The organism is Neomoorella carbonis, from assembly GCF_045278715.1.
GTDB lineage: Bacteria > Bacillota > DSM-521 > Neomoorellales > Neomoorellaceae > Neomoorella > Neomoorella carbonis.
This window is the reverse complement of the sequence record NZ_CP136420.1, coordinates 726661-741751: the sequence shown is the minus strand read 5'-3', so window position 1 is coordinate 741751 and position 15091 is coordinate 726661. Positions and strand designations below refer to the sequence as shown.

Sequence of the window (15091 nt, the reverse complement as noted above, 5' to 3'; positions counted from 1 at the left end):
GAATGGGGTGAGCGGGTTGAGGTACTCGCAGCTCACCCCATCCCTAAATTTCACAGGACCTGTTCAAGGTGGCTTTGGAGGAGCCGCTCATGGCGACATACCGTCACCATAGAACGGTGGAAATAAGAAGAGGAGGCTCCTGGTATGCTGCAGGTCAAATTTAGTTATTTCGCCCGGCCCCGGCGGGGCCGCTGCCACTGCTGCGACCGCCAGCAGACCCTGGAAGCGAAAATCCTGCTCCTGGAGGATACCGCCCTCATCGGTGACTTCATTCTCTGCGGCGAATGCGCGGCCGCCTGGGGCGAGCTCCTGGGCCAGGCCCGGGAAAAGGTAATCCAACAGTGGAGTTTCGATAAGGAGAAGGAGGGAGCCTGACATGGAAAACCTCTGGGTCCAGATCGGCAACTACGGCTTCCCCATGGTCATTGCTTTCTACCTGCTGGTGCGGGTGGAAAAAAAGCTCGACGACCTGACGGCGGCCATTCACGACCTGGCCCAAACCCTGGGCAAAACCTCGCCCGGCTAAGACTCTGCCGGGGAAACCAGCGCGACGCTGCTATTCTGAAGCGTGATTAAAACCATCTTGATCTGCGAACTGTTGTTCTTATATAATAAAGCTGAGGTAGGAGGTGGCAAATATGGTGGCTAACTGGATCCAGGAAGGTTTATGGCAGAAATTAAACTGCCTGGTGCCGGTCTACGGCAGCGGCGTTGACGCCGGCAACTATACCGAGGTCTGGCTGGACGACGGGAGTAAAATCCTGGACCGCCGCCGGACGAAGACCGTCCTGAAGGCCCTGGCCTCCCATCTGGGCGTATCCTGGCGGCAGGAGTATACCGCCTGGTCCCGGGAAGGCCGCAGTCACCTGGCCCCCATTGTTCTGGGACCGGAAATGGTCCTCGTGCCTTTACGTCTGCGCCGGCCCCGCAGCCGCGACGAGGGCGGGACAGGCTACGTGGTCGGCAGCAAGGTAAAAAGTTTCGAACCATACAATGAGGGCTTCTACCGCACCCGGCTGATCCTCGCCGGCAGTCAGGCCCTGCCCTGCCTCTTAAATATGGACACTCTGGCCCTGCGCCTGGTGGAAGGAGAAAGGGCCCTCCAGCGCCGCCGGGAAACCTTCTGCCGGCTTTCCGCCCGGAGTTCCACCTGCCGGGAAGACGCTGGCAGCTACCTGGTGGTAGAACCGGGCGGCAGCGCTGTCGCCGCCCGTCTCATCGACCGCAAGGGCGACGTCATAATCCTCCGCCGGGAAGATGAAAGCAGCCCCCTGTAACTGCAGGGGGCTGCTTTTATTGCGGGGACCGGCATATCCCGCCGGGTCTTAATAGTCCGGGCAATATAGCGGAGGCTAGTCAATATAACATTTTGTATCTTTCTTTTGCCCCGGGATTTACGTAGATCAGGCGGCCGCCGATAAAAGTGGCTTCCACTTTGAAGTCGCTGTCCAGGATGGCGATATCTGCGTCTTTCCCCTCTTCCAGGGAGCCCTTATGTTGGGCTATGCCGATGGACCGGGCGGGGACCAGGCTGGCCATGCGCACCGCCTCCCAGACGGGGATATCCAGCAACCGGACGGCATTGGCTACCGCCCGGTCTATGGTCAGGAGGCTGCCGGCCAGGGAACCGTCGGGTGCGCGGCAGACGCCGTCAACGATCTTTACGGGGAACTGGCCGAAGGGCACTTCTATTCCCGGATCCGGAGCCCCGGCCAGGGGGCTGGCGTCGGTGACCAGGTTGAGGCCGTCCACCCCTTTAGTCCGCAGGGCCAGGCGCATGGCGGCCGGGTGGACGTGGACGCCATCACAGATTATTTCCGCCGTCACCCCGTCCAGGTCCAGGGCCGCCCCTGCGGCACCGGGCTCCCGGTGGTGCAGCCCCTGCATGGCGTTGTAGAGGTGGGTGACCCTCCGAACGCCGGCGCGGGCCGCCCGGACCGCCTGGTCATAGGTGGCCTCCGTGTGGCCCATGGCGACCACCACCCCGGCGGCGGCCAGGAGAGAAATACATTCTATGGCACCGGGCAGTTCCGGGGCCAGGGTAATGATTTTCAGGAAGGGACCGGCGGCTTCCAGGAGGGCGCGGCAATCGTCAGGCCGTGGCAGCCGCAGGGAAGACTCGTGCCAGCAGCCGCGGCGCGCCGGGCTTAAATACGGCCCCTCCAGATGCAGCCCGAAGATGGTACTCCCCTCCCAACTTTTCCCGGCCACCTCCTGACGGAACTCATGCAGCAAATGCCATGCGCCGTGCGGGACCGGGACTGTGGCCAGGAGGCCGGTTACCCCGTGGCGGGCGTGGAAGCGGGCCACCTGCTCCCATTCATGCCACGGTTGCTGCCAGTCAAAGCCGTGGCCCCCGCCGCCGTGGACGTGCAGGTCGATAAACCCCGGGCAGACGTAGCGGCCGGAAACGTCTACGGTTATGCCCCGGTGCACCCGGCCGGCACCTTCCCTGCCGGCGCCGGGCCCGGCCAGGGCGGTGATTTTTCCGCCGCTAATTGTTAATGTACCGCCGGCTATTAACCGGTCCGGCAGCACGATGATACCGCCCTGCAAGGAAAAATCTCTGGCCGTCGTCATGCTGGACTGCGCCTCCTGCTTTTTCCCGGTCTAAAAACCAGCCGGCGGCAGCGAGCCGTGATTGGTAGCGCGAATGGCTACCACCCGGCCCAGCTTACCGGCCTGGTTTTCCTGGCGCAGCCGGCGCGCCGTCGGGTGAAAGCGGCAGGGAAAGGCACTGCTTAAATTTGAAATTCCTGCATCGACAGTGAAAAAATCAAGTAAAATACTTTTTAAGATTAATGGAATAAGTTGTCGAAAATAGTCTTTTCCTGCTGTCATTTTCGGGCTTTATACTGTCGTGTTCTCGCAATAATAATTATCTTCATACTTCGCGAGGCCGCTTTTTCTAAGTTTTAGCATCTCTCCTCTAGTTTAACACCATATCACATAGCCAAGAATAATATGCATATGGAAGCAAATTATACCAGGTGATATTATATGGCTGACGATATAAATAAAATTCTCGGCTCTCTTTCTTACCTCTTCGGGACTGTAGTTGTAATCGAATGCTTCGCGAAATTAGTAAGTGGCCGTTCCCGGATACCGCTATATATTGCCCTGGCAATAATTATCGTCGGCCCCGTCGAGGACCTTATAAACGCCTTTATCGAAAAAAATACAATATGGCGTCAGGAGCGTAAGTTTTATAAGGAATTGGTTAACCAGATCACCAGTATCGCCTTTTTGATTTTAATGGAGCTCTCAATAAGTGAAGCTTAATCTTTTATTTCACTAGCTTAGATAGCTGTCCGGGGTTCGTATCCCCGCTTTCGTTTTCATGTTTTATTGGCCATCCTTAGCGTCCGGTATAAGCGCTTTTCGGCAGGTTCTAGTATAAAAAAATTGCCACCTGCTGGTAGAGCCCGGCAGGCAGTAATATCCCAGTGCATAGGGTGACGTTATATTCCTCCGCGGGAACAAAAAATCATCCCCCTCAATGCAGGGGGCTGATTTTTATGCATCGTTTTTGTAGAGGCCACTCAGCCGGGCCTTTACATCCCAGAACGTGAGTTACCTTTGTGCTTCTTTTTTAACGGTAAAGGCGTACTTCATAGTCATTAAGTATCAAATGGTAATCAGTTGACTGAGCTATCATGGGAACCGGCATATATAGGATGCTATCTCGCAACAAGCCCTCACTCGTTGCTTTAATAACTAAATCTTTATCTCCTAATTTAACCCGAGCCAAGCGTTGTTCATTATCCCAGGCGACTGTTCCGCCCATTCTGGTGAAAACTTCTCTGACAGGCAGGTATACAACGTCATTGATGGCAAAGGGAGTATGTTTTAAATTAACCTCAGAACCGTCAATGAAAACTTTGAAGTTAGGTGTTAAATCCTGCAAATTCTTTGTTTTTGCTATGGCTTTAATCACTTGCAAGACATATTCCTGGCAATAGGCCCCTGCCTTGGGATCCCAGTTTTCATTTTGGGGTTCGCTATTGGATAAGATGCGAATACCAAGAAAAGGTATATTGTATGCCCGGGCTACTTGAGCCGCAGATGCTGTTTCCATTTCTTCTACTGAAGTACCAAGTCGTTCATGCGCCCATTTTATACGGTCTAATTCCCGGTTCCATTCATCTGCAGTGCCAATTACTCCCCTGACAACCCGACCGTATTGATAGCTACTGGCTACACTTTCGGCTATCTTCAATAATTCCTGGTCGCCCTCAAAACCGTGAAAACTTATCCTCTTGCCATCCAAATTCAACTTTACATCTTCTGGTATCCACTCCAGAGGATTAGTGCCCTGCCCATAATCCCGGTGGTTAGACTTGAACTTTCCGTAATTAATGGCCTTTTCTCCTAAAACAATATCAAAACGGTGTAAAGAAGGGTCGTGGCCCCCTGATGTTCCCTGGTTGATTATGGCCCAGGGATGAAATTTCTCAATAGCCAAGAGCGTAGCGGCGGCAGCGTTAGTAATACCTACTTCAGTACGGGAGACAACAACTGGAAGATTGTCAATCGTTCCTTGCCAAAAAGTCCAGCTTCCAAAGGTTATTTCTTTGGGGTTATCCAATGCTTTCACCAGTTCTTGTATCTCCAGATCCATCGCTCCCTGGACTACAAGCGGTCGGGCATCGATGTCTGCCGCTCCCGCATTTACCCCACCCAGGGCTATAAAGAAGAACAACGCAAACACGAGGAAAAAATATTTTTTGATCATAAAAAAACCTCCTATAAGAGATTTATTTAAAATATTCTTTTCTCATATGGAAAATCCTTCTGTTAAAATTCCGATTTTTGCCCTCCAGCGCCGCCGGGAAACCTTTTGTATTGTAAACTTTCCGCCCGCGGTACCGCCTGTCGTGAAAAAAACAGTTGCTACCTGCTGGTAGAGCCCGGCGGCAGTACTGTCGCCGCACAGCTCATCGTTCGCAAGGGCGATATCATAATCCTCCGCCGGGAAGATAAATTGAGCCCCCTGTGACTGCAGGGGGCTTTTTAAGCTCACTCGTACCGCAGGGCTTCAATGGGGTTGGAAGTTGCGGCTTTGCGGGCCGGGTAGTAGCCGAAGAATATCCCCACCAGGGCCGAAAAACCGATGGCCAGCAGGATGGAGGCCGGGGAGATGACTGCCGGCCAGCCGGCCAGGACGGCTACGAGGCGGCTGCCGGTGAGGCCGGCCAGCATACCGATCACGCCGCCGACCAGGCTCAGGACCAGGGCTTCGATGAGAAACTGGGTCAGGATGGCCCCGCTGGTGGCACCGACGGCCATGCGGATGCCGATCTCCCGGGTGCGCTCGGTGACGGACACCAGCATGATGTTCATGATGCCGATGCCGCCCACCAGCAGGGACACCGCCGCCACGCCGGCCAGCAGCAGGGTCATGGTTTTGGTGGTGTCGGCTACGGTCTCCATGATGGCCGTCATATTCTGGATGTTGAAGTCGTCTGCCTGCTGGCTGCTGAGGCGGTGCCGCTGCCGCAGCAGGGCGGCGACTTCGTCCTGCACCGTATTGAGGCTCTCGGCATCCCGGGCCTGGACGTTGATGACCTGGACGTTCTGCCTGCCGGTGAAGCGCCGCTGGGCGGTGGTGATGGGAATGTAGACCATATCGTCCTGATCCTGGCCTCCCATGCCGCTGCCCTGGGGCGCCAGGACGCCGATCACGGTAAACTTCAGGTTGTTGAGGGTGATGGTCCGGCCGACGGCGCTGGCGCCGTCAGGAAAAAGGTTGGCTTCCACCGTCGGCCCCAGGACGGCCACCAGGGCGGCTTGTTCGGTGTCTTCGGCGGTGAAAAAGGAGCCTGCCGCTACCGCCAGGTTTCTTATCTCCGGGTAAGAGGCGCTGGTGCCTTTGACGGTGGTGGTCCAGGTCTGGCTGCCGGCGGTTGCCGTCACCTGCCGGTTGAGTTCCGGGGCGACGTTCCGTACCAGGGGCAGGGCGGAAATGGCTGTGGCGTCGTCCAGGGTAAGGCTTTCGACGGCCCCGGCGGCGCCGCGGACGGGGCCGAACCCCGCCCCCGGCCGGACCATTAAGATATTGGACCCCATGCGGGCTATCCGTTCCGTCACCTGGGCCGTCGCGCCCTGGCCGATGCTGATCATGACGATTACCGCCGCCACGCCGATGATGATGCCCAGCATGGTCAGTAAGGAGCGCATCTTGTTGGCCAGCAGCCCGCGCCAGGCTACGGCCAGCGCCGCCCTGAGTTTCATTCTTTCCCCTCCCCTGCCGGCACTGCCGCCAGCTCTTTTTCCGCCTGCCGCGGCTGTGCTATGACTTCATCGGCGACGATCAGGCCGTCCCGTACTCGTACCAGCCGCCGGCAGTAGGCGGCGATGTCGGGCTCATGGGTGACGATGACGACCGTCAGGCCGCGCTCGCGGTGCAGGCGCTGGAAAATGGCCATCACCTCGACGCTCGTCCGGGTATCTAGCGCGCCGGTGGGCTCGTCGGCCAGGATGATGGCCGGATCGTTGACCAGGGCGCGGGCGATGGCCACCCGCTGCTGCTGGCCGCCGGACAGCTGGGACGGCAGGTGGTTTTCTCTCCCTTCCAGCCCTACCTGCCGCAGGGCGGTAAGTGCCCTGGCCTGCATTTCCCGCCGGGGGACGCCGGCGTAGATCAGGGGCAGGGCGACGTTTTCCCAGGCCGTCATGTTGCCGATGAGGTTGAAGCTCTGGAAGACGAAACCGATCTGCCGGTTGCGGATGTAGGCCAGCTGGTCCGGTGTCAGCCTGGTGACGTCCTGGCCGTGGAGCAGGTAGCGGCCGCCGGTGGGCCTGTCCAGGCAGCCCAGGATGTGCATGAGGGTGGATTTGCCCGACCCGGAAGCGCCCATGACGGCCACCATTTCCCCTTCGGCGACTTCCAGGTCGATGCCCCGCAGGGCGTGCACGCGGTTTTCACCGCTGGCGTAGATCCTGGTTACCCCCTGCAGCTGGATTACTGGCGCGCCCACGCCGGTTACCTCCCCTGGGTCGTCCGGGCCGGCTGCCGGTTCTGCATGGGTGCCGGGCCGAATAGCGACCTGGTCTGGGTGCCGGTGGACGATCTGGCGGATGTGCTGGTGCCGACGACTACCGCCTCGCCGGGCTGCAGCCCGCTCACTACTTCGACATTGCGCTCATCGCTCAGGCCGGTGACGATCTGGCGGGGTACCGGACGGCCGTTTTCCAGGACCAGCACAACGGCCCGTGTGGTGCCGGGTTCTTCAGCGCTTGCCTCGCTCTTCCCCGTACCGGTACCGCCGCCGGAAGATGTGCTACCCTGCCCGCCGCGCTGGCCTGCCGCGCTGCCGGAGCTGCCCGCCGCCGTGCCGCCGGCCTGGCTGCCGCTTTTACTGCTGCTGTTCTGGTAGCCGGCGGCAAAGGCCAGGGCCGCTCTGGACACGGTGAGGACGTTGTCCTTGCGGGCGATGATGATGTTGACGCTGGCCGTCATGCCGGCCTTCAGGGGCAGGTTCGGATCTAAGGATATCACCACGTCGTATAACTGGACATTGGATACGGTGCTTGCCTGGGGGGCGATCCAGGCCACCTGCCCGGACATCTCCCGGCCGGGCAGGGCGTTGACGGTGAAGGTTACCTTCTGGCCGATCTTTACTTTGTTGATGTCGGCCTCGTTCACCTGGGCCCGCAGCTGCAGGGCCGGGGTGATCAGGGTGAGGAAGCTGGTGTTCTCATTGTTCGTGCCGCTGCCCACGCGGTAACCCACCTCGCCGTTGACGGCACTGACGATGCCGTCCCAGGGGGCGCGGAGCTGGGCGCTGTCCAGGTTGCTCTGGGCCAGGGTCACCTGCACCCGGGCGGCCTCCACCTGCGCCCGCGCGGCGGCGATGTCTTCCGGCCGGTTGCCGTTTTTCAAAGCCTCCAGGGCCGCCTCGGCCTGGCGCAGCTTGGCGGCGGCGGAATCGCGGTTGGTGATGGCGCTGTCCAGATCTGCTTTGGACAGGGCCCCGGCCTGGTAGAGGGCCTGGTCGCGTTCTACCGTGGCCTGGGCGTTGTTATACGCCGCCCGGGCGGCTTCCACGTTGGCCTCCGCCTGGGCGATGTCCGTGGGCAGGGGCCCGGCCTCCAGGAGCTGCAGCTTAGCCAGGGCGCTGTTGAGATTGGCCCGGGCCTGGGCCAGCTGCGCCTCCAGGTCGGTGGTGTCCTGGCTGGCCAGGACCTGGCCCGCTTTGACTACGTCCCCGGGCTTGACGTAGATGGCTTTGATGATGCCGCTGTTTTTAAAGCCCAGGTTCACGCTCTTGACCGGCTCGATGGTGCCGGTGGCGTTGACGGTGTTGACGATGCTGCCCTGGCTGGCGGGCAAGGTTATGTACGATACCTGTACCCGGCGCCCATGCTGCCACCACAGGACGGCGCCGCCCAGGAGCAAAAATAAACAAACCCCCAGCAGCCACTTGAGCTTTTTGGGCCGGGGGGGCGCTACAGGGACTGCCTCTGCTGTCATGTCAATCTCCTCTCCTGCTGCGCGCTGCTGGATATCTAATTTCCAATTATAGCAGGATGCCGGTGGTTAAACCTTAAAAATTTCTAAGAAATATTAGGAAGCAATCGCCGCTTTCAACCGCGGACATCGGTCTGGGGATATAAAAGAAAGGCTGTCGACCTGTTGCCTGGCCAACAGCCTGAAACCCGCTTGGGCCCTTTAACCGCGTTTAAGGTTCGCCGCAAGCAAAAACTTAAGAAGCCTCCTGCCGGATGCCGGCCATCAGCAGTCCTAAAGAGCGTTCGTCGGCTTCTCCCGCGTCCATGAGGAGGACGCCGCCTCCTGGCTGCCGGGGGAGTCATATCCCGGCCTACCATGAGCCGGGCCAGCTCCTGGGGCGAGGTTGCGCAAGTCTTCCGCACGGCCACTACCCTGCCGTCCCGCAGCACCGTTACTCTATCGCTGACGGCCATGACTTCATTTAACTTATGGCTGATAAATACTACCGGCCGCCCCCGCCCGGCCATATTTTTCAGCAGCGCGATCAATTCGCCGGCTTCTTGCAGGAGGCATTTTTAAATGGCTTTATTCCTTTCCCGGATAAATCCAGGCCTGCCTGAATTACAACTATGTCCCTTTGCATGCCAGGAGGTGCCGGGCGCTGCCGCAGCAGCTTAATTTAAGGAGGCACTTGCGGCCGTCTTAAGCTTTACCCCCAAGGGGAAGCTTGACCACCGCCTGCAATTTGCCCAACAGGAAACTATTTTTCAGATTTCCGGCTTCGCCAATAATAAAACGGGTGTAGCGGTTACTGCCCAGCAGGGCGCTGACGGCGCCCGAGATAACGACTGCCGCCGCAGGTTCCAGCACAGCCAGCAAGAAGCCGGGCAGGCGCATGTACTTCCAGAAATAGCTGTTAAAAATAAACAATACGGCGGGATGAAGCAGGTAAATTCCCAGGGAATTGGCCGCCAGGGGTGAAACGAGCCAGCGCAAGGAACCCCGGCGTTCAAGATAAAAGGATAATTGAAAAAGGACGGTAATGATTGCCAGGCTGTACAGATAAATGCTAGGTTTGAAGACGCTGATAGTCAGGGCCCAGGGCTGGCCCTGGTGCCGGTAGTAATAAAAGTACTCACTGGCAACCAGGCCTGCCGCCAGGACTAAAAAAGCCAGAACCACTTCCAGGTGGTCCTGCAGCCACCGCCGCCAGGAATCCAGGTGCAGGCCGGCCAGGGCTCCCAGGAGGTAATAGGGAAAATAGGAAAAAATAAGGCGGTCTTTATAGAGCAAAAACCACCCGGTAATTCCCGCCAGGGGAGTACCGGCAACTGCGGCCCATATCAGATCCTGGCGGACCTCAAGGAGGTAAAAGTACAGGGCATACAGGGCCAGGCCCAGCCAGGTTATAATCTCCGCCGTCATTCCCGGCCGGCGGGGTTTGAAAAAGACGACCAGCCACGGGAAAATCAGGTAAAATTGGATAGCCACCAGGATGTAATAGAGATGGCTGTAGCCGTTGCCGTTCAGGACATTTTGCCACCATAAAGCTAGAAAACCGCCAAAGCCGGTCCAGTTGACCATCCCGGATGAACGTTTGAGGAACAGGTAGAGGGCTGTCCAAATAATATAAGGTATAGCCAGGTTTTTCAACCGGCGGCTGAAGAAGCGAGGCAGATTTATTTTACGGCCGCTGTAGTTATAAAAAAGCACCAGGCCGGTAATGAACATGAAGATCTGGCGGCCAAAGCGGAGCAGGTTGACACCCAGTTCCTTGGCGATACGGCTGTAAGGGCTGTTCACCGGCATCAGCAGGTAAAATCCCCAGGCATGGATCACAACAACGGTTATCAGACCAGAAACCCGCAGGTAATCAACCTCGCCAATATGGGGTTTCCCCATGGGCTTCAACTCCTTTCAAGCTCCTATTTTAACAACTAAGCCCCGGGGAAACCTGAAAACAAATTAAGTTTTACCTGGTGACACCTGCCCCGGCCAGGGGAGGTAAAAATATTGCTATTACCCAAACTAAAGTTTTATACTAAAAACAAATTTTAAGCAAAAAAGAGGAGATGAATACTACAGTGTTCTCTTCACGGCGTCCCCTGGCTGAAGTTACGCGGGTACTGGTGGCTGCAGCTACCGGGAAAATCCCGGCCGATACCGTAATTAAAAACGGTAAAGTCGTCAATGTCTTTACCGGCGAGATCCTGCCCTGGGATATTGCCATAAAGGATGGCCGGATAGCCAGCGTCGGCGATGTCAGCCGCAGCATCGGCCCGGCAACGGCAATAATCGATGCCTCCGGTTACTACCTCTGCCCCGGTTTTATGGACGGCCATGTTCACGTGGAAAGCAGTATGGTGACGGTAACCCAGTTTGCCCGCGCCGTCCTTCCCGGCGGCACAACGGCGATATTCATGGATCCCCATGAGATCGCCAATGTCCTGGGGCTGGAAGGGGTAAAGTTAATGGTGGACGAAGGCCGCGACCTTCCTTTAAAGGTCTTTGCCACCATACCCTCCTGTGTCCCCGCCGCCCCGGGTTTCGAGGACGCCGGTGCCGCCTTCGGCCCGGAGGAAATAGCCAGTGCCATGGGGTGGCCCGGCGTCTGCGGTTTGGGGGAAATGATGAACTTCCCCGGCGTCCTGGCCGGCGATCCCGGTGTGCACGGCGAGCTGGAGGCCACTTTAAAGGCCGGCAAACCCGTTACCGGCCACTTCGCGCTGCCGGGGGATTTCCAGGGCCTGGCCGCCTATACTGCCGCCGGCATCTCTTCCTGCCACGAATCTACCTCCAGGGAAGACGCCCTCAACCGGCTGCGCCTGGGCATGTACGCCATGATGCGGGAAGGTTCGGCCTGGCACGATATTAAGGCCACGATTAAAAGCCTTACGGAAAGCAGAATCGACAGCCGCCGCGCCGTCCTGGTCAGCGATGATACCCACCCGGAAACCCTGCTTTCGGCAGGGCACTTAAACCATGTGGTGCGGCGGGCTGTAGAGGAGGGGCTTGATCCCGTCCGGGCCATCCAGGCAGTAACTATTAATACCGCCGAATGCTTTGGCGTCGCCCAGGACCTGGGGGCCATTGCTCCCGGCCGCTGTGCCGATATCCTCTTCCTGAAGGACCTGGCCGGTGTGGAGGTAGATAAAGTCATGGTCGACGGCCGGATAGTTGCCGCCGGCGGCCGGTTGTTAATCGACCTCCCCGCCGTCGCTTATCCCGACCGGGTGCGTCATTCGGTCCACTTAAAGGAACCCCTGGCAGCCGCCCACTTCCGCCTGCCGGCCCCGGCAGGCAGGAGCCAGGTCCGGGTCCGGGTGATAGAAATTATCGAGGCTAATGTCACTACCCGCCACCTCACCACCAACGTACCGGTTGCTGACGGGCAGCTCCAGGCCTCCACTACCGGGGACCTGGCTAAAGTAGCCGTTGTCGAGCGCCACGGCGGTAACGGCAGCATCGGCCTGGGCTTTGTCCGGGGCTTCGGCTTTCAAGGCGGGGCCGTCGCTTCCACGGTCGCCCACGACAGTCACAATCTCCTCATTGTCGGCATGAACGATGCCGACATGGCCCTGGCCGGTAATACCCTGGCCCAGTGCGGCGGCGGTATGGTAGCCGTTCGGGACGGCAAAATCCTGGCCCTCCTGCCTCTGCCCATTGCCGGGCTTATGTCAGACCGGCCGGTGGAAGAAGTAGCCGGAGAGCTTACCGCCGTCCAGCGGGCCTGGCAGGAGCTGGGCTGCCGCCTGGTATCGCCTTTTATGACCATGGCCCTCCTCTCCCTCCCGGTCCTGCCGGAACTGCGCCTGACCAACCGCGGCCTGGTGGACACCCTGGAGTTTAAATTTGTTGATCTCATTATCGACTAAAAGGCCTTTTTAAAGGGGCATGAGGGTACCTTTATCCCGGCGGGATTACCGGCAGAGATTGACTTTCTCCTCGGTAAGTTTTAAAATGGCAATTGAAAAAATGAACCGCTATTCATTACATGAAAATTGGGGGAAAGGTTTTGGTTTACCGGCGGACGAAAAAGGTGGATCAAAGGCTAGAAGCACGCCTGCAGGCCATTATGCAGGCGGCGCGGGAAGAATTCGCCCGTAACGGTTTCTACGGCACCTCGATTAAAGATATCGCCCGCCGGGCGGGGGTGGGCATCGGTACGATTTATTTATACCTGCGCAATAAAGAAGCCCTCTTTGCCGCCCTGGTCAACGAAGCCTATGAAATGGTCCTGGACCGTATTGCCCGGGCCCGCAAAAACGCCACCGGCGGACGCCAAAAACTCCAGGCTTCTATGGAGGCGGCCCTGGCGGTCTTACAGGAGAACCGCGACCTGGCCCGGGTGATGCTGGTCCAATCGCCGGCGGGCCACCCGGCAGTGGCGGAACAACTCTACGATTTGCTGCGCCGTCTGGCCAGGCTGGTCGAGGAAGACGTGCTGGAGGGGATCGCGCGAGGGGAACTCCCACCCCAGGATGCCCATATCGCGGCCCTCGCCTTTGTAGGTACCTTTTACCAGGTAGTCATCAGCTGGCTCAAGGAGGGTATTCCCGCCGACCTGACGGCGGCCGGCAAAGAGCTGATAGCCTATAACCTGCGCGGTTTGGGTTATCCAGTGGAGGGAGTAATTGAGAATGCTTGAAGAAAAGATCCAGGCAGACATCGGTTTTATCGGCGGCTCAGGCACCTTCAGCCTGAACTTTCCTGACGCCTTAAAGGATCCCGGGACGGAGGTGCTGGCCCGGGAGGTGGTTTTTACCACCCCCTGGGGTCCCAGTGCACCTCTAACTCTTTTTACAACTGGCGACCCGCCCCGGCGCGTGCTGGCGGCCAAAATGCATGGGAGGATTCCCGGCGTCTCCTGGGGCGAGAGTTCGCAGCGCCTGTTCCACGCCTTTATGCAGGCTAATGTGCGGAAGATTATCGCTGAAGGCGGGGTGGGGAGCGTTAATCACCTCCTGGACCTCCGGGACATTGTTGTGGTCACCGACTACATTGATTTTTCCATGCGCCGGGATGTGGGGCTCCAGGAGGGCTATCTGTCGATAATGCGCCGGCCTATCTGCCCTTCCCTGCACAGGACCCTGGTAGAAACGGCTAAAGAGTCTCCCCTCGGCCGGGTCTTTGACCGCGGCGTTTACCTGGTGACGGATGGGCGCCACTTTGAGAGCGCAGCCGAGGTAAGCCTCTTCCGCCAGTGGGGGGCGGACGTAGTGGGCCAAACCCTCTGCCCCGAAGTCTACCTAGCGAGGGAAATGGGGGCCTGTTATGCCGGCATCTATCTGGTTGTAAATTACGGGGAGGGTGTGGTGAAACCCTGGGAGCACAGGGAGTTGAAGGAGCTCTTTTTTGAAGCCGCCCCTGACTTCGGCCGCATCATCCTGAAAGCCCTGGGACGGGTATCCCTGGACAGCGACTGCGGCTGCGCCGACCTGCGCAAGCCGACCCTTTTACGCCCGGAAAATATCGGCAAGCACCCCTTATGAAAGGAGTGGGAAAGGCCTTGCCCACCACCACGGCAGAATTTATACGCCGGGAGCTCTCCCGGGGGGAACTGGCGGACATAGCTGCCAGGGTATATGCCGGGGAAAGGCTGACCCGGGAGGACGGTATACGTCTCTGGGAGAGTCAGGACCTCCTTGGTATTGGCTACCTGGCCGATCTGGCCCGGCAGCGGACCTGCGGTGATACCGTATATTTTATCAATAATGCCCACATCAATTATACCAATATATGCCAAAATCTCTGCGATTTATGTGCCTTTGGGAGACAGGCAGGTACGCCGGGGGCTTATACCCTCACCCTGGCGGAGATTGAAGCGAAGGCCAGGGCGGCGGCTGCCGCAGGTGTCACCGAGATCCATATTGTCGGCGGCCTGAATCCGGAATTACCCTATGATTACTACCTGGAACTGATCCGAACCGTGCGCCGGGCGGCACCCGGGGCCTGCATCCAGGCCTTTGACGCTGTGGAAATTGACTTTATAGCCTCCCGGGCCGGTCGCCCCGTAGCTGACGTCCTCCAGGAACTCCGGCAGGCGGGCCTGGACTCCCTTCCCGGGGGTGGGGCCGAAATTTTTGCCCCGGCTGTACGCCGGCGCCTCTGTGCCAAAAAGATCGATGGACAGCGGTGGCTCCAGATCCACGAGACGGCCCACCGGCTGGGCATACCCACCAACGCTACCATGCTCTACGGCCACCTGGAGACGGCGGCCGACCGGGTGGATCACCTCCTGGCCCTCCGGGAACTCCAGGACCGGACAGGGGGCTTCCTGGCTTTTATTCCCCTGGCCTTTCACCCGGCCAACACGGCTTTCAGCAACTTGCCGGGAACCACCGGGGTGGACGACTTGAAGATGCTGGCCATCAGCCGCCTGCTTCTGGACAACTTCCGTCACATCAAAGCCTTCTGGATTATGATTGGGCCGAAGTTAGCCCAGGTGGCCCTGCATTTTGGGGTCAACGACCTGGACGGTACCGTCCGGGAAGAGCATATCTTCCATGACGCCGGGGCTGTAACGCCCCAGTATCAGCCTGCCGAAAGCTTTTTGCAAAGTATCCGGGCGGCCGGCCGGATCCCGGTGGAAAGGGATACTTTATACCGGGAAATCCGCCGCTATGCCTGAAAAGG

The 15091-nt window shown here is 58.6% G+C and carries 17 protein-coding genes; 9 read left to right on the top strand and 8 right to left on the bottom strand.

Features of this window, described 5'->3' with window-relative positions:
- Window positions 1–144: 144 nt before the first annotated feature.
- The 3 genes from MCACP_RS03705 to MCACP_RS03695 all read left to right on the top strand — a co-directional run bounded on the left by MCACP_RS03705 (window position 145) and on the right by MCACP_RS03695 (window position 1277).
- Window positions 145–375 carry a hypothetical protein gene (locus tag MCACP_RS03705; RefSeq protein ID WP_406678040.1) on the top strand — a complete coding sequence of 77 codons (231 nt, stop codon included), beginning with the start codon at window positions 145–147 and terminating at the stop codon, window positions 373–375.
- A 1-nt stretch (window position 376) separates the two neighbouring features.
- Window positions 377–526 carry a YvrJ family protein gene (locus tag MCACP_RS03700; RefSeq protein WP_406678039.1) on the top strand — a complete coding sequence of 50 codons (150 nt, stop codon included), beginning with the start codon at window positions 377–379 and terminating at the stop codon, window positions 524–526.
- Window positions 527–638: 112 nt separating this feature from the next.
- Window positions 639–1277 (top strand): hypothetical protein, encoded by a 639-nt coding sequence (locus MCACP_RS03695; RefSeq protein ID WP_406678038.1) that lies wholly within the window; start codon window positions 639–641, stop codon window positions 1275–1277.
- A gap of 79 nt (window positions 1278–1356) precedes the next feature.
- Here the strand turns inward: MCACP_RS03695 and nagA are convergent, their stop codons facing one another.
- Complete coding sequence (nagA, locus tag MCACP_RS03690; RefSeq protein WP_406678037.1) at window positions 1357–2580, bottom strand: N-acetylglucosamine-6-phosphate deacetylase; 1224 nt, start codon at window positions 2578–2580, stop codon at window positions 1357–1359.
- Between the two features lie 30 nt (window positions 2581–2610).
- Complete coding sequence (locus MCACP_RS03685; RefSeq protein WP_406678036.1) at window positions 2611–2841, bottom strand: hypothetical protein; 231 nt, start codon at window positions 2839–2841, stop codon at window positions 2611–2613.
- 159 nt (window positions 2842–3000) lie between these two features.
- Between MCACP_RS03685 and MCACP_RS03680 the strand changes: the two genes are divergently transcribed.
- Window positions 3001–3282: a hypothetical protein gene (locus tag MCACP_RS03680; protein ID WP_406678035.1), complete on the top strand. Its 282-nt coding sequence runs from the start codon at window positions 3001–3003 to the stop codon at window positions 3280–3282.
- 310 nt (window positions 3283–3592) lie between these two features.
- Here the strand turns inward: MCACP_RS03680 and MCACP_RS03675 are convergent, their stop codons facing one another.
- The gene (locus tag MCACP_RS03675) at window positions 3593–4735 is read right to left on the bottom strand and encodes a stalk domain-containing protein (RefSeq protein WP_406678034.1); all 1143 of its coding nucleotides are present in this window, start codon (window positions 4733–4735) and stop codon (window positions 3593–3595) included.
- 105 nt (window positions 4736–4840) lie between these two features.
- Between MCACP_RS03675 and MCACP_RS03670 the strand changes: the two genes are divergently transcribed.
- On the top strand, window positions 4841–4999 hold the full coding sequence (locus MCACP_RS03670; protein ID WP_406678033.1) for a hypothetical protein: 159 nt from the start codon (window positions 4841–4843) through the stop codon (window positions 4997–4999).
- A gap of 20 nt (window positions 5000–5019) precedes the next feature.
- On the opposite strand, the gene MCACP_RS03665 is transcribed toward MCACP_RS03670, so the two are convergent.
- From MCACP_RS03665 to MCACP_RS03645, 5 genes are all read right to left on the bottom strand, one after another.
- Window positions 5020–6234 carry an ABC transporter permease gene (locus tag MCACP_RS03665; RefSeq protein WP_406678032.1) on the bottom strand — a complete coding sequence of 405 codons (1215 nt, stop codon included), beginning with the start codon at window positions 6232–6234 and terminating at the stop codon, window positions 5020–5022.
- Window positions 6231–6980 carry an ABC transporter ATP-binding protein gene (locus MCACP_RS03660; RefSeq protein WP_406678031.1) on the bottom strand — a complete coding sequence of 250 codons (750 nt, stop codon included), beginning with the start codon at window positions 6978–6980 and terminating at the stop codon, window positions 6231–6233. Before MCACP_RS03660 ends, MCACP_RS03665 begins: the two co-directional genes overlap by 4 nt.
- Window positions 6981–6985: 5 nt before the next feature.
- Entirely contained in the window at window positions 6986–8476 is a 1491-nt protein-coding gene (locus MCACP_RS03655) for an HlyD family secretion protein (protein WP_406678030.1), read from the bottom strand.
- Window positions 8477–8589: 113 nt separating this feature from the next.
- The gene (locus MCACP_RS03650) at window positions 8590–9003 is read right to left on the bottom strand and encodes a hypothetical protein (protein ID WP_406678028.1); all 414 of its coding nucleotides are present in this window, start codon (window positions 9001–9003) and stop codon (window positions 8590–8592) included.
- 154 nt (window positions 9004–9157) lie between these two features.
- Window positions 9158–10357, bottom strand: a complete 1200-nt coding sequence (locus tag MCACP_RS03645) for an acyltransferase (protein WP_406678027.1) — start codon at window positions 10355–10357, stop codon at window positions 9158–9160.
- Between the two features lie 170 nt (window positions 10358–10527).
- On the opposite strand from MCACP_RS03645, the gene ade reads away from it, so the two are divergent.
- The 4 genes from ade (at window position 10528) to mqnE (ending at window position 15086) form a co-directional block, all read left to right on the top strand.
- Window positions 10528–12330, top strand: coding sequence for an adenine deaminase (gene ade, locus MCACP_RS03640; RefSeq protein WP_406678026.1), 1803 nt, complete (start codon window positions 10528–10530; stop codon window positions 12328–12330).
- A 140-nt stretch (window positions 12331–12470) separates the two neighbouring features.
- Window positions 12471–13103, top strand: coding sequence for a TetR/AcrR family transcriptional regulator (locus MCACP_RS03635; RefSeq protein WP_406678025.1), 633 nt, complete (start codon window positions 12471–12473; stop codon window positions 13101–13103).
- Entirely contained in the window at window positions 13096–13947 is an 852-nt protein-coding gene (locus tag MCACP_RS03630) for an MTAP family purine nucleoside phosphorylase (protein WP_406678024.1), read from the top strand. Before MCACP_RS03635 ends, MCACP_RS03630 begins: the two co-directional genes overlap by 8 nt.
- Window positions 13944–15086: an aminofutalosine synthase MqnE gene (gene mqnE, locus MCACP_RS03625; RefSeq protein ID WP_406678023.1), complete on the top strand. Its 1143-nt coding sequence runs from the start codon at window positions 13944–13946 to the stop codon at window positions 15084–15086. Before MCACP_RS03630 ends, mqnE begins: the two co-directional genes overlap by 4 nt.
- Window positions 15087–15091: the final 5 nt, after the last annotated feature.

What these genes read in the sequence shown, in the direction of transcription:
- MCACP_RS03705 (WP_406678040.1), top strand. Translation starts at nt 145, where the DNA reads ATGCTGCAGGTCAAATTTAGTTATTTCGCCCGGCCCCGGCGGGGCCGC.
- MCACP_RS03700 (WP_406678039.1), top strand. Translation starts at nt 377, where the DNA reads ATGGAAAACCTCTGGGTCCAGATCGGCAACTACGGCTTCCCCATGGTC.
- MCACP_RS03695 (WP_406678038.1), top strand. Translation starts at nt 639, where the DNA reads ATGGTGGCTAACTGGATCCAGGAAGGTTTATGGCAGAAATTAAACTGC.
- nagA (WP_406678037.1), bottom strand. Translation starts at nt 2,580, where the DNA reads ATGACGACGGCCAGAGATTTTTCCTTGCAGGGCGGTATCATCGTGCTG.
- MCACP_RS03685 (WP_406678036.1), bottom strand. Translation starts at nt 2,841, where the DNA reads ATGACAGCAGGAAAAGACTATTTTCGACAACTTATTCCATTAATCTTA.
- MCACP_RS03680 (WP_406678035.1), top strand. Translation starts at nt 3,001, where the DNA reads ATGGCTGACGATATAAATAAAATTCTCGGCTCTCTTTCTTACCTCTTC.
- MCACP_RS03675 (WP_406678034.1), bottom strand. Translation starts at nt 4,735, where the DNA reads ATGATCAAAAAATATTTTTTCCTCGTGTTTGCGTTGTTCTTCTTTATA.
- MCACP_RS03665 (WP_406678032.1), bottom strand. Translation starts at nt 6,234, where the DNA reads ATGAAACTCAGGGCGGCGCTGGCCGTAGCCTGGCGCGGGCTGCTGGCC.
- MCACP_RS03655 (WP_406678030.1), bottom strand. Translation starts at nt 8,476, where the DNA reads ATGACAGCAGAGGCAGTCCCTGTAGCGCCCCCCCGGCCCAAAAAGCTC.
- MCACP_RS03645 (WP_406678027.1), bottom strand. Translation starts at nt 10,357, where the DNA reads ATGGGGAAACCCCATATTGGCGAGGTTGATTACCTGCGGGTTTCTGGT.
- ade (WP_406678026.1), top strand. Translation starts at nt 10,528, where the DNA reads ATGAATACTACAGTGTTCTCTTCACGGCGTCCCCTGGCTGAAGTTACG.
- MCACP_RS03630 (WP_406678024.1), top strand. Translation starts at nt 13,096, where the DNA reads ATGCTTGAAGAAAAGATCCAGGCAGACATCGGTTTTATCGGCGGCTCA.
- mqnE (WP_406678023.1), top strand. Translation starts at nt 13,944, where the DNA reads ATGAAAGGAGTGGGAAAGGCCTTGCCCACCACCACGGCAGAATTTATA.